We start from the raw sequence: 12,033 nt of genomic DNA, 5'->3' as shown, positions 1-12,033 counted from the left end.
ACCAACCCTTCAGGCGGAAACCGGCTGCGCCTGCGGATCCACCTCGCAGTGCTCCACCAAATGGGCAAGACCGCTGCCGCCGACCTCCACCCGGGCCGTCGTCTTGCCGTTTCCGGGGACCTTCACCTTCTCGGACTGCGACACGACCGTGATGCCGTCGGCGTCCACGAACGTGACCGAGACCCAGAATCGGCCCGCCTTGTCGTTCTTGTTCGTGACCTTGACCGTCGCGTACGGGGCCGCCTTCGTCGCGCAGCGCACCAGCTTCGCCGTCGCGTCCTCCGTGCGCTTGCCCCCTGAACCGGAAGAGCTCGATTCCGTGGAGTCGTTGGTCGGCAGTCGCCTGCGCGTGCCGCCACTGTCCCTGTCGCTGCTGCTGTCGCCGCTGCCGTACATGTCGTCATCGTCGTCGTAGCCCGAACCGGACGTCGACGATCCGGACGTTCCCGAGCTGTTCGACGACGAACTGTCGTGGTCCTGGCTCGAGTTGCTGCAGCCGCCGCCTCCGCCGCCCCCGTCGCTGTGACGGCTGCCGCCGCCGTGGCCCCGGCCCGTCGTGAAGCCGGTCAGCGCGAGTGTCGACAGCGTCAGCGCGGCGGTGATCTTGAGCATGCGCCCCCTGTTTGTCATTCGATCATTGTTGTGACCGTGCGCGGCTTCTGGCAAATGGGCGCGGCGGCGCACATCCCCTCTGCGCAGGGCGCGTTGAATCAAGGGGGGATGCTACGACGCGGTGGGAGACATGGATCTGAACACGGTTCTCGACGTGTGCGACGCCCGGCGTCGCGGGCCCTGGCAGCCGGGCGACGCGTGGCTCGGCGGCGGAACGTACCTCTTCTCCGAACCCCAGCCGCGGCTGCGGCGCCTGGTGGATCTGAGCCGGATGGGCTGGGAGCCGCTCCGTACGCTGCCGGACGGCGGGGTACGGATCTCCGCCACCTGCACGATCGCGCAGCTCTCCCGGTTCGGGCGGACGCTCGACGCGCCGGCCGCCCCTCTCTTCGAACAGTGCTGCCGCGCCTTCCTCGCCTCGTTCAAGATCTGGAACATGGCGACCGTCGGCGGGAACCTCTGCCATGCCCTGCCCGCCGGGCCGATGATCTCCCTCACCGCCGCCCTCGACGGCGCGTGCTCACTGCGGGCCCAGGACGGTTCGCATAGGAACGTGCGCACGGTGGACCTCGTCACCGGGGACGGCAGCAACGACCTCGCCGAAGGTGAGCTGCTGCGCTCGGTGACCGTGTCCGGCCGCGCCCTGCGATGCCGTACGGCGTTCCGGCAAGTGTCGCTGTACCGCCTCGGGCGTTCCGGCGCTCTGCTCATCGGGACGATCGATCCGGCGGACGGTTCGCTGGCCCTGACCATCACGGCCGCGACCCGTCGGCCGTTCCGGCTGTCGTTCCCGCAGCCCCCGGCTCAGGGAGAGTTGCACGAGGCGATCGTCTCGGCCGTCGCCGACTCCGACTGGTTCGACGACATCCACGGGCTGCCCGAGTGGCGGCGGCACATGACCCTCCGCCTCGCCGAGCAGATCCGCCGTGAACTCACCCAGAAGGGTGCGCGATGACCTTCTCGGTTCGGATCAACGAGCAGGCGTACGACGCCGAGCCGCGGCCCGGCCAGTGTCTGCGTACCTATCTGCGCGAACACGGCTGGTTCGGAGTGAAGAAGGGGTGCGACGCGGGCGACTGCGGCGCCTGCACGGTCCATGTGGACGGCGAGCCCGTGCACAGCTGCCTCTATCCCGCGGTGCGGGCTCGGGGGCGGTCCGTCACCACGGTGGAGGGCCTGGCCTCCGAGGACGGTGAACTCCACCCCGTACAGCAGGACTTCCTCGATGCTCAAGGTTTTCAGTGCGGGTTCTGCACCGCCGGGTTCCTCATGACCACCGTCGCCATCGAGGGCGCGCTGGACGACCTGCCGCACCTCCTCAAAGGCAACATCTGTCGCTGCACCGGATACCGCGCCATCGAGGACGCCGTCCGCGGTGTGCGGCACACCGAGACCCCTCGGGCCGGGCAGGCCGTCGGCGCGAGCACCGGCGCCCCCGCCGGCCACGACATCGTCACCGGCACCGCCCGGTACACCTTCGACGTCGAGGTGCCCGGGCTGCTCCACATGAAGCTGCTCCGCTCCCCGCACCCGCACGCCCGCGTCGTCGCCGTCGACAGCTCAGCGGCGCTCCGCGTCCCCGGCGTGCACGCCGTGCTCACCCACGAGGACGCCCCCGCGACGCTGTACTCCAGCGCCCGCCACGAGGACCCCACCGACGACCCGGCCGACACCCGCGTCCTGGACGACGTCGTCCGGTACGTCGGCCAGCGCGTCGCCGCCGTCGTCGCCGACAGCGAGCAGGCGGCGGAGGAAGCCTGCCGGCACATCGACGTGACGTACGAGCAACTGCCCTACGTCACCGACCCGGAGGAGGCGATGCGCACGGGCGCTCCCGTCATCCACGCCGGGAAGGGGCCGGAGGCACGGATCGCCCGCATCGAGAACAACGTGGCCGGCGAGGTGCACGCGGAGACGGGCAGCGTCGACGACGGGTTCGCCGAGGCCGCGGTCGTCCACGAGGGCACCTACCGCACCCAGCGCGTCCAGCACGCGAGCCTGGAGACGCACGGCTGCCTCGCCTCCTTCGAAGGGGAGGGCGGGGAGGAGCGCGGGACGGAGCGCCTCACCGTTCGTTCCAGCACTCAGACCCCCTTCCTGACCCGCCGCGCCCTGTGCGCCCTGTACGGCCTTCCGGAGGACGCCGTCCGCGTCGTCACGGGGCGGGTCGGCGGCGGCTTCGGCGGCAAGCAGGAGATGCTGACCGAGGACGTCGTCGTCCTCGCCGCGCTCAGGCTGCGCCGCCCCGTCAAGCTCGAGTACACCCGCGCCGAGCAGTTCCACGGCGCCACCACCCGGCACCCGTTCACGATCCGCGTCAAGGTCGGCGCCCGCGCCGACGGCAGCCTCACCGCCCTCCAGATGCGCGTGGTCTCCGACACCGGCGCGTACGGCAACCACGGGCCCGCCGTGCTGCTCCACAGCGTCACGGAACCGTTCGCCCTCTACCGGGCGCCGCACAAGAAGGTCGACGCCTACGCCGTCTACACCAACAGTGTTCCCTCGGGCTCCTTCCGCGGGTACGGCCTGGGGCAGGTCACCTTCGCCGTCGAGTCCGCCATGGACGAGACGGCACGCCGCCTCGGCATGGACCCGCTCGACTTCCGCGAGCGGAACCTCATCGGCCCCGACGACCGGCTGACCGGGCCGACCGGCGAGGACGAGGACCTGCACATCGGCTCGTACGGTCTCGACCAGTGTCTGGCGGTCGTCCGTGATGCCGTCGCGGACGACCCGAGCGTCGACGATGTGCCGGAGGGATGGCTGACCGGCCAGGGCGCGGCGGTCTCGATGATCGCCACCGGGCTGCCCGGCGGGCACCACGCCGACGCGCGCGTCCGCCTCCTCGCCGACGGGACGTACGACGTGGCCGTCGGCACGGCGGAACTCGGCAACGGCACCACCACCGTCCACGGACAGATCGCCGTCACGGCCCTCGGTACGACCGTGGACCGCATCGGCGTACGCCAGTCGGACACCGACCTCGTTCCTCACGACACCGGCGTCTTCGGTTCGGCCGGTACGGTCGTCGCCGGCAAGGCGGTCCTGCTCGCCGCGGAGGCCCTGGCCGGGCGCATCGAGGTTCTCGCGGCACGGCACACGGGGGCGGCCCGCCACCGCTGCGCGCTCGGTGCGGACGCGGTCGACTGCGCGGGGCGCGGCGTCCCGCTGACAGCGCTGTACGAGGCGGCCCGTGCTGAGGGAGCCCAGGGGGAGCTGGCGGGGGAGGGGCACTGGGACGGCAGCCCCCGCTCCGTCGCCTTCAACGTTCAGTGGTTCCGGATCGCCGTCGACCCGGACACCGGCGAGCTGCGCATCCTGCGCAGCGTGCACGCCGCGGACGCGGGCCGGGTCCTGAACCCCCTGCAGTGCCGCGGACAGGTCGAGGGCGCGGTCGCCCAGGCGCTGGGCGCCACGCTCTTCGAGGCCGTACGGCTCGACGGGCGCGGCGAGGTCACCACGGCCGCCCTCCGCCGCTACCGCCTCCCGCACTTCGCCGACGTGCCGCGCACCGAGGTCCACTTCGCGGCGACGACCGACGCGATCGGCCCGCTCGGAGCCAAGTCGATGAGCGAGAGCCCCTTCAACCCGGTGGCCCCCGCCTTCGCCAACGCCCTGCGCGACGCCACCGGCATCCGGTTCACCGAGACACCGATCACCCGGGACCGCGTCTGGCTGGCCATGGACCGGCAGGGGGCGGTGGACTACGCGGCGGACCGGTCGGAGGACGGCCACAGGTAGGGCAGGTCGTCGGGGACGCCGGGGAAGAGCGGGGCGTAGACCTCCGGCGCCTTGCGCACCAGCGCCGACTGGTGGCTGCGGTGGAACGCCGGGTCGCCGAGCCAGGGCGGCAGCTCGCCCTCGTCGGCGAGCTCTTCCTGGGCACGTACGGGGGTGCCCGGACGGTGCTGGGTGAAGTCGGTGACCAGGGTGGTGGCGCAGGTGTCGGTGCGGCCCTCCGCCACCCACACCGCGCACACGTCGAGGCCGTAGCGGACGAGGGCCTCTTCGTAGCCGGTCCACATGCGGACCGCGGGGTGGTGCCGCCAGCCGTAGCCGGGCACGGTCAGGCCGCGCAGCACTTGGAGGGCCTCGACGCGCTGTTTGCCCAGGCGGGCCTGGTCGAGGGCCGCGGCGGACCGGGTGAATTCGGGGTACGGGAGGAAGGTCTGCACGGTGCATCCCTACCGCGGCGGCCGCGATCCCACCCGCTCCCGCCGCCGCCCGCCCGCTCCCGCCCACCCGCTCCCGCTGCGCGGCGGTCAGGGCAGGGGGGCGCCGCGGGCGGCGACCCACAGGCCGTACCAATCCTCGTGGGTGAGTTCGGGTTCCCGGACGACGGCGTCACGGCAGGCGAGGATGCGCTCGGGACGGCTCGTGCCGATGACCGGGGCGATGTGTGCCGGGTGGCGCTGTAGCCACCACAGCAGGATCGTCTCCGGCGTCGTCCCCTTGCGCTCGGCGAGTTCGGCGACGAGCTCGGCGGCCGGTGCGTCCAGGGGGCCGGCCGCGTTCGAGGGGCCGGTGTAGCGGCCCTGGGCGAGGGCACCCCACGCCTGCACCTGCATGCCGCGGGCCCGGCAGTACTCGACGGTCCCGTGCGGGAAGCCGTTCTCCGCCGCTGCCGCGGTGTTCACGAGGACGCCCGCCTCGACCCAGTCCCGGCTGCCGAGGCTCATCTCCAACTGGTCGGCGACCAGCGGGACGTCGAGATACGCCTGGAGCTGCTGGATCTGCGCGGCGCTCATGTTGGACACGCCGAAGCGGCGCACGAGCCCCTGCCCGTGCAGCGAGGTGAGCGCCTTCGCGGTGTCCTGCGGGTCGGCCAGCGGATCGGGACGGTGCAGCAGCAGTACGTCGATCACGTCGGTGCGCAGACGGGTGAGGCTCTCCTCGACGCACCGGACGACGTGCTGGGACCGCAGGTCGTACATGCCGGGGTGGTGCCCGTCGGCCTGTCGGATGCCGCACTTGGTCTGCAGGACGATCCGCTCCCGCAGCCCGGGCGCTCGGGCGAGGAGTTCGCCGAAGACGGCCTCCGACTTGCCGCGCCGGTAGATGTCGGCGTGGTCGAACGCCGTGATGCCGATGTCCAGCGCCGCCTCCACGGCGGCTTCGGCGTGGCCGATGTCCGCAGCGGTGTACGGGGCGTCGTCCCAGGTGCCGCCGAGCCCCATGCACCCGTACAGCGGCCGTCCTGAGGTCACGTCGGTCTGCGCAGTCATACGTCGCCTTCCCTCATGCACGTCATTCTGCGGGTACGGATACCCGTAGGAGGGACTTCATCCGGATTCCCCGCATCGGCCGGTGCAAATGGGGCAGACTCGGTCCGGCACGACCGAACACGGAACGACCCAGGCATCGTCGAGGAGACTGTGGCCGACACCCCGAACCCCGGCCGATACGGCAGGCAGAGCCAGCAGACCAGGCAGAGCCAGCAGTTCAGGCAGACGCGGCACGGCAGGCTTTCCGTCGTGCGCTCCGCGGTCGACGGTGTCCGCATCGTCGCTCTGCACGGCGAGATCGACCACGCCGTCAAGGACGAGTTCAGCCAGGCCCTGATCCCCGAGGACGGCGGGCCGCCGCCGCGGACCGTGGTCGACCTCAGCGACGTCACCTTCATGGACTCCAGCGGCATCAACGTCTTCATCGCCGCGCACCACACCGTCAAGGACGCGCAGGGATGGCTGCGCATCGCCGCTCCCCGCGAGTCCGTGCTGCGCGTCATCCAGCTCATCGGCCTCGACGCCGTGATCCCCTGTCACCCCACTCTCGAACAGGCTAGGACCGCCTGACGGCAGGGGCGGCGCGCACCGCGGCGCGCCGGACCTTGCCCATCGGACTCTTCGGCAGTGAGGCGACGAAGTCGACCTCGGCGGGGACCTGATGGGGCAGGAGCCGGGCGCGGCAGTGCGACGTCAGCTCCGTCGAGGACAGCGGGGGCCGCGCCACCACGGAGGCCCGTACGCGCTCGCCGCCGTCGTCGGTCGTCTCGCCCCGGACCACGGCCTCGACGACCGAGGGGTGGGCCAGCAGGACCTGCTCCACTTCGAGGGGGTTCACCTTCTTGCCGCCCACGTTGATGAAGGAGTCCTTGCGCCCCACCAGGTGCAGATGGCCCTCGGGGCCGAGGCGGGCCACGTCACCGGTCAGGTACCAGCCGTCGGCGAAGGCCCGCCGGGTGGCGTCGGCGTGCCCGAGGTAGTGCGTGAACATCGCGGGTGTCCGTACCAGCAGCGCCCCCTCCTCGCCGTGCGGCACCTCGTCCCCCCGCTCGTCGACGACACGGACCCGCACGCCGGGCATGGGACGGCCCACGCCGAGGTCGGCCCCGGCGCCGTCCTCCGGGCGTCGCGCGGCGATGACCCCCGCCTCCGTGCAGCCGTAGACCTGCTGGATGTCCAGACCGAGCCGCTCCTTGGCCCGCTGCGCCACGGCAGCAGGCAGGGCGGCCCCCGAGGACAGGCACAGGCGGAGGGCGCGCGGCACGGACGAGGTCGCGCCGGCCGCGCGCGTCGTCAGCTCGTAGGCCATGGGAGCGGCGACCAGGACCGTGCAGGCGTGCTCGTCCAGGGCGCGCAGGAGCCGCGCGGGGGTGAAGCGGCCGAGCAGGACGAGTTCCGCCCCGGCGCGCAGAGCGGTGACCAGTCCGGCCACCAGGCCGAAGGAGTGCAGCAGGGGGACGGCGGCCAGGATGCGGTCGTCCTCGGTGATCCCGTAGGAACGGGCGTAGATGTCGCCGCCGTTGACGAGGTTGCGCTGCGTGTGGACGGCGACCTTGGGCTCTCCGGTCGAGCCGGACGTGTACTGGTGGAGGAAGGGGGCGTCGGGCGCGGTGACGTCGTCGCTCTCGGCATCCCCGGAGGGTGCGTCGCCTCCCGGGTCCTCCACGGGGACGAGCGCGCAGTCGAGCGGGTCCGGGTCGTTCGCGCCGTCCAGTGCGGCGAGCCGCGCGGCATGCCCTACGACGGACAGTGGGCCCAACTTCTCGCACGCCGCCACGAGTTGGGAGCGCGGGGTGCCGGGTTCCAGGGGGACGACGCGCAGCCCGAGACGGGCCGCCGCGAGGAGCGCGACGACCGAGTCCGGGGTGTTCTCCAGGAGCAGCCCCGCCGTGCCGTGTTCGGTGACGCCCAGAGCGGTGAAGCGGCGCGCGGTGGCCCGCACCTTGTCGTGCAGCTCGCCGTAGGTCAGGACGGCGTCCTCGCCGCGTACGGCGACGGCGTGGGGGCGGGCTCGGGCGGCGGTGCCGAGCAGCTCGTGGAGGGTTGCCGGGGCGGGCCGGGCGGGCCCGTCGGTCCTGCTCTCAGACGCGGTGGCCATCGACCACGCTCTCCTCTCGGTCGGCGGGGTTCGCGAGGACCTCGGGGTGCGCGGGGTCTGCGGGTTCCACGGGGTCTGCGGGGTCTGCGGGGTCTTGGTCGGGTTGCTGGTGCCGGAAGTAGCGGTCGTACAGGCGTCGGTACGCCCCGCCCCGGCCGAGCAGCGTGGCGTGGTCGCCCTCCTCGATGATGCGGCCGTCGTCGACGACGACGATCGTGTCCGCCTTGCGGACCGTGGGCAGGCGGTGCGCGACGACGATCGTCGTGCGGTCCGCGGCGAGCGCCTCCAAGCCCTCCTGGATCTGTGCCTCCGTCAACGGGTCGATGCTGGCGGTGGCCTCGTCGAGGATCAGGACGGGCGCGTCCTGGAGGAAGACGCGGGCGAGCGAGACGATCTGGCGCTGGCCGGTCGACAGATTCCGGCCGCCTTCGTCGGTGGGGGTGTCCAGCCCCTGCGACAGCTGCTCCAGCCAGTCGCCGCCCGCCACCGCACGCGCCGCGGCTTCGATCTCGTCGCGTCCGGCGCCCGGCCGGCCGCGGGCGATGTTCTCCGCGACCGTCCCGGAGAAGAGGAACGGCGTCTGCGTCACGACGCCGAGGCAGCGCCGGTACTGGTCGAGGTCCAGGGTGCGCACGTCGAGGCCGTCGACCTCGATGCTGCCCTTCTGGAACTCGTACGCGCGCATGATCAGCCGTACGACGCTCGACTTGCCGGCGCCGGTGTGGCCGACGAGTGCGACGGTGCGGCCCGCGGGGATATGGAGGCTCACGTTGTCGAGTACGGGATGGTCGTCGTCGTAGCCGAAGTGGATGTCGCGCAGGGTGATCTCACCGCGCAGGCGCGGCACCGGGATCCGGTCGCGCTGCCGCACCGTCGACTCGCGGTCGACGAGAGCGAAGACCCGCTCGCCCGCGGCCAGGCCCTGCTGGAGCTGGCTCCAGAAGGACGCGATGCTCGTGAGCGGCGACCAGAACAGTGCAAGGGCCTCCAGGAACAGCACCCATTCGCCCGCCGACACGGAGCCCGAGTCGACGCCGTGCCCGCCGACCAGGACCACCGCGACCGTACCGAGTCCCGTGAGGGAGATCAGCAGCGGGAAGATGCCGCTGAACAGGCGGTTCAGCCGCACGCTGGCCTTGAACCAGCGGTGGTTGACCTCGTCGAGGCCGGTCTGCGCGGACTGCTGGTGGCTGTGGTTGCGCGCCACGGCGATGCCCCGCAGCGTCTCCTGCACGTATCCGTTGACCTCGGCGAGGGCCTGCTGCTGGCGCAGCGAGGCGCTGCGGGCCGCGCGCCGGAAGGCGAGGCTGACGGCGACGATGACCGCCGCCACGAAGGCCGTCACCAGGGCCAGCGGCACGTTGATGACGAAGAGGGCGGTCAGCAGGATCAGGATCATCAGGACCTGGCCGAGCAGGCTCAGCATCAGGGTGATCAGCGTCGCGAACGCCTGGGTGTCGTTGGTGACGCGGCTGACGACCACACCGGTGGGGTGCGCGTCGTGGAACGCCATGTCCTGGCGCATGGCCGCCGCGAACGCCCGCTCCCTCAGCTTTAGCACGACATCGCCGGCCATGGTTCCGGCCGCGCGCTCCTGAAGGACGGTCAGGAGCCAGGCGGCGATACCGGCGACGAGGATGGCCGCGACCAGCCACGCGAGGCGGCCGTCGCCGTCGTCCTCCAGAGCCGAATCCACGGTGCGGGCCAGCAGCAGGGGCACGGCGCTGCCCGCCGTGGCGGCGACGATCACGGCGACGGTCACGAAGACCACCGCGCGGCCCTTGCCGCGGAAGTACGGGGCGATACGGCGGGCCAGCTCGCGGTCGCCGTAGCGGCGGTCGTAGCCCTCCGGGTCGAGGCCCTCCAGCAGATGCGCCATCAGTGGCTCTCCTCCTTGGCGCCCGCGGCATCGGGGCCGCCGGGTGCCGGCGTGCTCAGATAGGGCGCGAAGATCCTGCGGTAGAGAGAACAGTCCCGCAGGAGCTGTTCGTGGCTGCCCTGGTCGACGATCCGGCCGGCGTCCAGGACGAGGATGTGGTCGGCCGCCCGGATGCGGGACAGCCTGGGCGTGACGAGGAACGTGGTGCGGCCGTCCGACGCCTGCCGCATGGCGCGCTGCACCTCGTACTCGGTGGCGCTGTCGACGGCACTGGTCGCGTCGTCCACGGCGAGGATGCGCGGGTCGGCGATCAACGCGCGGGCGATGGCGACCCGTTGGCGCTGCCCGCCGGAGAGGGTGGCGCCGCGTTCGCCGACGACGGTGTCGTAGCCGTTCTCGGTCGCCATGATGAAGTCGTGGGCCTGCGCGATGCGGGCCGCGGCCTCGATGCGGGAGCGGTCGGTGCCGTTGTCCGAACCGAGGCTGAGGTTCTCCGCGATGGTGCGGGAGAAGAGCATCACGTCCTGCTCGATGACGGAGGTGCGCGAGCGCAGCGCCCCGATGTCCCAGTCCGTGGTGGCGACACCGTCGATCAGGACGCGCCCGTCGTCCGGTGTGTAGGTGCGGTTCAGCAGGTGCAGCAGGGTGGTCTTGCCGCTGCCCGTGGCGCCGACGATGGCGACGGTGGTGCCCGGGGTCACCCGGAACGACACGTCGCGCAGCACCGGCTTGCCGGGTTCGTAGCCGAACGTGACGTTCTCCATGGCGACTTCGCCGACGACGGGCGCGGTGTGACTGCCGCCCCGCTCGTCCTCGCCCTCGGGGTCGTCGACGACCTCCTTGATGCGCTGCGCTCCCGCCATGCCGAGGTAGATGAGCCCGAGGCTGAAGGACGCCAGCTGGGTGGGGGCGCGCAGGGTGCCCATCAGCCCCAGGACGGCGACGAGTTCACCGATGCTCAGGGAACCGTCGCGCAGCAGGATCACGGAGTGCACCAGGGCGCCGACGGTGGCGAGGGCCAGCAGCAGCGGGGACAGGGCCAGCGCCTGGGTGCGGATCTGGCGTACGGAGGCATCCCGGTACTCCCGGGCGAGGTCGGTGAACCGGGCGCGTTCCTGGTCGGCGCCACCGGTCGACCCCACCACCTCGATCCCGGCGATGCTCTCCGACGCCTGGGCCGTCATGTCGCCGAACCGCTCACGTGCCGCGTCGGACACGGGCTCCAGGCGCCGCCCGTGTTCGGCCAGCGCCACGGCGAACAGCAGGACGAAGACGACGGGGGAGACCAGCAGCCTCGGGTCGACCAGGGCGATGAACACGATCGGCATCAGGATGTTCAGCGCGAGGTCGACGGCCAGGTCGAAGCCCGGCGACACCATCAGGTTCAGCGACTCCGCGTCGCCGGTGGCCCGTGCGGACAGGTCACCGACCCGCCGCCGGTTGAAGTAGCCCTGGCTCTTGCGCAACAGACTGGCGAAGACCTGGGCGCGGGCGTTGCGTTCGAGCCCGCTGGCGAAGGACTCCAGGCTGTACGTGGACATGATGCCGCCCAGCGCCCGGACGACGACGAGTGCGAGCAGTCCGCCGACGATGGCGTGGAACGAACCGAAGTCGGGCGATCCGTCGTCCTGATCGAGAACGGCGTCGAAGGCCAGACCGGTGACCAGTGGGATCGCCGCGGTCAGCGCCTGCCAGGCGAGGCTGCCAAGGAGGAACAGGGCGATGTAGGGCCTGAAGGGCCGCATCTGTGCGAGCAGCCAGCGCGGGACGCTCCGCCGGTCGCCCGTGTCGTCGGTGTCTTCGGCTGCCGTGGCGCCCGCCATGGTCTCGGCGGTCATCGGCGCTCCTTCTCCGTGTAGGGGGCCGTAGCGTCCCCGGGCCCGGAGGGGTCCGGAGGTCCGGAGGTCCGGAAAAGACAGCGACGCATGGTTTTCGGCCATCACTTAGCGAATTTGTGGGTGAGCGGCACACAGGGCTTTCCGGCCGCCAATGTGAATTCGTTCTGGCCGGAATGGGAGTGTCGCCGGAGGCGGCCGCGTGACCGGATCACCCGGCGCGCCGTGGGGTGGCGGTGGGTGAGTCGGGGCGTGCCGTGGCATGGAAGCTACTGGTTTTCAGCCCGAAAGGAAAGTCCACCTCCGGGCCACCTGAATAGCTGTGAGTTGAAAATTAAATCAACGGCGGGAGTGGTGTGCGCACGTCTTTTTCGGGCCGCTCGG

Annotated in this window: 9 protein-coding genes; 3 read left to right on the top strand and 6 right to left on the bottom strand. The window is 71.7% G+C overall.

Features of this window, described 5'->3' with window-relative positions; all coding sequences use genetic code 11:
• Positions 1 to 9 precede the first annotated feature (9 nt).
• On the bottom strand, positions 10 to 630 hold the full coding sequence (locus NOO62_RS04025) for a hypothetical protein (protein WP_268769504.1): 621 nt from the start codon (positions 628 to 630) through the stop codon (positions 10 to 12).
• Positions 631 to 742: 112 nt separating this feature from the next.
• Here NOO62_RS04025 and NOO62_RS04020 point away from each other — a divergent pair, with 112 nt between their 5' ends.
• Both NOO62_RS04020 and NOO62_RS04015 read left to right on the top strand, forming a co-directional pair.
• Positions 743 to 1,567, top strand: a complete 825-nt coding sequence (locus tag NOO62_RS04020; protein ID WP_268769503.1) for an FAD binding domain-containing protein — start codon at positions 743 to 745, stop codon at positions 1,565 to 1,567.
• Positions 1,564 to 4,353 carry a molybdopterin-dependent oxidoreductase gene (locus NOO62_RS04015; RefSeq protein WP_268769502.1) on the top strand — a complete coding sequence of 930 codons (2,790 nt, stop codon included), beginning with the start codon at positions 1,564 to 1,566 and terminating at the stop codon, positions 4,351 to 4,353. The genes NOO62_RS04020 and NOO62_RS04015 overlap by 4 nt, the downstream gene beginning before the upstream one ends.
• Here NOO62_RS04015 and NOO62_RS04010 read toward each other — a convergent pair.
• Together NOO62_RS04010 and NOO62_RS04005 are read right to left on the bottom strand one after the other, a co-directional pair.
• The gene (locus tag NOO62_RS04010; protein ID WP_268769501.1) at positions 4,317 to 4,787 is read right to left on the bottom strand and encodes an MSMEG_6728 family protein; all 471 of its coding nucleotides are present in this window, start codon (positions 4,785 to 4,787) and stop codon (positions 4,317 to 4,319) included. The two genes, NOO62_RS04015 and NOO62_RS04010, sit on opposite strands and share 37 nt — an antisense overlap.
• Before the next feature lie 87 nt (positions 4,788 to 4,874).
• Complete coding sequence (locus NOO62_RS04005) at positions 4,875 to 5,837, bottom strand: aldo/keto reductase (RefSeq protein ID WP_268769500.1); 963 nt, start codon at positions 5,835 to 5,837, stop codon at positions 4,875 to 4,877.
• A gap of 150 nt (positions 5,838 to 5,987) precedes the next feature.
• On the opposite strand from NOO62_RS04005, the gene NOO62_RS04000 reads away from it, so the two are divergent.
• Entirely contained in the window at positions 5,988 to 6,407 is a 420-nt protein-coding gene (locus NOO62_RS04000; protein ID WP_414930760.1) for an STAS domain-containing protein, read from the top strand.
• On the opposite strand, the gene NOO62_RS03995 is transcribed toward NOO62_RS04000, so the two are convergent.
• From NOO62_RS03995 to NOO62_RS03985, 3 genes are read right to left on the bottom strand one after another with little or no spacing between them, the layout of a single operon-like run.
• The gene (locus tag NOO62_RS03995) at positions 6,394 to 7,935 is read right to left on the bottom strand and encodes a class I adenylate-forming enzyme family protein (protein ID WP_268769499.1); all 1,542 of its coding nucleotides are present in this window, start codon (positions 7,933 to 7,935) and stop codon (positions 6,394 to 6,396) included. The genes NOO62_RS04000 and NOO62_RS03995 overlap by 14 nt on opposite strands.
• Entirely contained in the window at positions 7,919 to 9,814 is a 1,896-nt protein-coding gene (locus NOO62_RS03990) for an ABC transporter ATP-binding protein (RefSeq protein ID WP_268769498.1), read from the bottom strand. The genes NOO62_RS03995 and NOO62_RS03990 overlap by 17 nt, the downstream gene beginning before the upstream one ends.
• A complete protein-coding gene (locus NOO62_RS03985) occupies positions 9,814 to 11,652 on the bottom strand; it encodes an ABC transporter ATP-binding protein (protein ID WP_268769497.1) in 1,839 nt (612 codons plus the stop codon). The genes NOO62_RS03990 and NOO62_RS03985 overlap by 1 nt, the downstream gene beginning before the upstream one ends.
• Positions 11,653 to 12,033: the final 381 nt, after the last annotated feature.

The organism is Streptomyces sp. Je 1-369 (assembly GCF_026810505.1).
Classification (GTDB): domain Bacteria; phylum Actinomycetota; class Actinomycetes; order Streptomycetales; family Streptomycetaceae; genus Streptomyces.
The sequence above is the reverse complement of the archived record's forward strand: the minus strand, read 5'-3'. Positions and strand labels throughout refer to the sequence as shown.

Bases quoted from the DNA above. Each gene is read 5' to 3' on its own strand.
- NOO62_RS04005 (WP_268769500.1), bottom strand. From the start codon at position 5,837: ATGACTGCGCAGACCGACGTGACCTCAGGACGGCCGCTGTACGGGTGC.
- NOO62_RS03990 (WP_268769498.1), bottom strand. From the start codon at position 9,814: ATGGCGCATCTGCTGGAGGGCCTCGACCCGGAGGGCTACGACCGCCGC.
- NOO62_RS03985 (WP_268769497.1), bottom strand. From the start codon at position 11,652: ATGACCGCCGAGACCATGGCGGGCGCCACGGCAGCCGAAGACACCGAC.
- NOO62_RS03995 (WP_268769499.1), bottom strand. From the start codon at position 7,935: ATGGCCACCGCGTCTGAGAGCAGGACCGACGGGCCCGCCCGGCCCGCC.
- NOO62_RS04020 (WP_268769503.1), top strand. From the start codon at position 743: ATGGATCTGAACACGGTTCTCGACGTGTGCGACGCCCGGCGTCGCGGG.
- NOO62_RS04015 (WP_268769502.1), top strand. From the start codon at position 1,564: ATGACCTTCTCGGTTCGGATCAACGAGCAGGCGTACGACGCCGAGCCG.
- NOO62_RS04025 (WP_268769504.1), bottom strand. From the start codon at position 630: ATGACAAACAGGGGGCGCATGCTCAAGATCACCGCCGCGCTGACGCTG.